The sequence below is a fragment of the Romboutsia maritimum genome, from assembly GCF_002251085.2.
Classification (GTDB): domain Bacteria; phylum Bacillota; class Clostridia; order Peptostreptococcales; family Peptostreptococcaceae; genus Romboutsia_B; species Romboutsia_B maritimum.
Map to the genome: position 1 here is coordinate 1 of NZ_NOJZ02000071.1, position 1,860 is coordinate 1,860.

The 1,860-nt window shown below is 34.8% G+C and carries 2 protein-coding genes, 4 tRNA genes and 1 rRNA gene; all 7 read left to right on the forward strand.

Annotated elements, in window-relative coordinates; genetic code table 11:
• Nucleotides 1–63 precede the first annotated feature (63 nt).
• Nucleotides 64–139 (forward strand) — tRNA-Lys (locus tag CHF27_RS13625).
• A gap of 22 nt (nucleotides 140–161) precedes the next feature.
• Nucleotides 162–235: transfer RNA gene (locus tag CHF27_RS13630), tRNA-Cys, on the forward strand.
• A 7-nt stretch (nucleotides 236–242) separates the two neighbouring features.
• A tRNA-Arg gene (locus CHF27_RS13635) sits at nucleotides 243–319 on the forward strand.
• Between the two features lie 13 nt (nucleotides 320–332).
• Nucleotides 333–408 (forward strand) — tRNA-Val (locus CHF27_RS13640).
• Between the two features lie 121 nt (nucleotides 409–529).
• Entirely contained in the window at nucleotides 530–781 is a 252-nt protein-coding gene (locus CHF27_RS13645) for a DUF2508 family protein (protein ID WP_095405426.1), read from the forward strand.
• 18 nt (nucleotides 782–799) lie between these two features.
• Nucleotides 800–1,213: a hypothetical protein gene (locus CHF27_RS13650; protein ID WP_095405425.1), complete on the forward strand. Its 414-nt coding sequence runs from the start codon at nucleotides 800–802 to the stop codon at nucleotides 1,211–1,213.
• Between the two features lie 341 nt (nucleotides 1,214–1,554).
• A 16S ribosomal RNA gene (locus CHF27_RS13655) occupies nucleotides 1,555–1,860 on the forward strand; the annotation flags it as partial.

Consider the following 1,860-nt stretch of genomic DNA (forward strand, 5'->3'; position numbering starts at 1 on the left):
GAGCGCCAGATTGTGGCTCTGGAGGCCGTGAGTTCGAATCTCATTATCCACCCCAAAAGATATGACCTATTAGCTCAGTCGGTAGAGCACCTGACTTTTAATCAGGGTGTCCCGCGTTCGAGTCGCGGATAGGTCACCATTTTTATATTTTTATAATTGACGGCGACATAGCCAAGTGGTAAGGCAGTGGACTGCAACTCCTTGATCCCCAGTTCGAATCTGGGTGTCGCCTCCAATAATAAGCGCCTATAGCTCAACTGGATAGAGTGTCTGACTACGAATCAGAAGGTTGGGGGTTCGAGTCCCTCTGGGCGCACCAACTATCCAAGCGAGGGATTATAGCTCAGCTGGGAGAGCACCTGCCTTACAAGCAGGGGGTCACAGGTTCGAGCCCTGTTAATCCCACCAGTAACCTCTAGTGAATTTCACTAGAGGTTTTTTAGTATAATCTATCTATTTCACACAAAAGGTATATGAATTATATAAAATGTCAAAATTCATAATATATATTGTGTGAGGAGGTTAGACTATGTCTAGAAAAAATAAAAAAAATATAGAAATAGAAAATGAAAAATTAATAAAAGAGATAAAAAGAGCTCAATTAGATGTGAAAACAGCAGAATGCTTTTTTCATATGGTCACTGATCCAGAATTAGTGGATGTTGCTATATATGAATTAGAGGCTAAAAAATCTAAATATAGATATCTAATAAATGTAGCTAGAAATAAAGGTATAAAAAAATCTTTAAAGGAATCTTTAATAGATGCAATGGCTAAGTAATTTAAAGGAGATGGTAATTTGTACATAGTTTTAGGAAATAAAATAGTAGATAGTGAAGAGATAAAAGCAATAATACAAGATAATAGTGATTTTCGTGTTGATAGAGATATGTCTAAGGGAACTAAAAGAGAAGATGTAGTTGCATATCAATTAAGTATAGATATAGAGGTATTAAATAAATACTTAATGGAGGATTATGATATAAATTCTATGACTCAGGAAGAATTATTTGATGAGTATATGACAACAGCAGATGAAGCAGCAATGGAATTAGAAGAACTTATGGATGAAGATACTATAGTTAATGCTAGAGCATACAAATGGGATAACTCAGCAAACACTATAAAAGTAATTATAGCAATTGCACATGAAGAATTAGGAGAATTAAAGATTTCTGATATAACTAAGAGAATTTTATCTCAAGTAGATTAAGTTTTAATAAATTATAAATTAATTTCATAAAAGACTATTTTATATATAAAAATATGAGATTTTATAAAATAGTTTTTTATGAAATAAGAGTTTAAAGACCTTAATAATACTAAATTTTAAGCAATAATTTTATATTTATTTCAAAAAATATACTTTTTATAAAAAAAATGTAAAAAAAGTATTGACGATATTTATTAATGATGATATAGTATTACTTGTCCTTAAGAAAAGGGCGAGCAAGAAAAAATGAACTTTGAAAATTAAACAGTAGGTTAATTTATAGAATTTGAAACAACCAAATAAAGCCAGATATATAACAGTATCTGAGCCCATCAAAACTTTTATTTGAGAGTTTGATCCTGGCTCAGGATGAACGCTGGCGGCGTGCCTAACACATGCAAGTCGAGCGATTTCCTTCGGGAAAGAGCGGCGGACGGGTGAGTAACGCGTGGGTAACCTGCCCTGTACACACGGATAACATACCGAAAGGTATGCTAATACGAGATAAAGTGCTATGAAGACATCTTCGAAGCACCAAAGCTTTAGCGGTACAGGATGGACCCGCGTCTGATTAGCTAGTTGGTAAGGTAACGGCTTACCAAGGCGACGATCAGTAGCCGACCTGAGAGGGTGATCGGCCACATTGG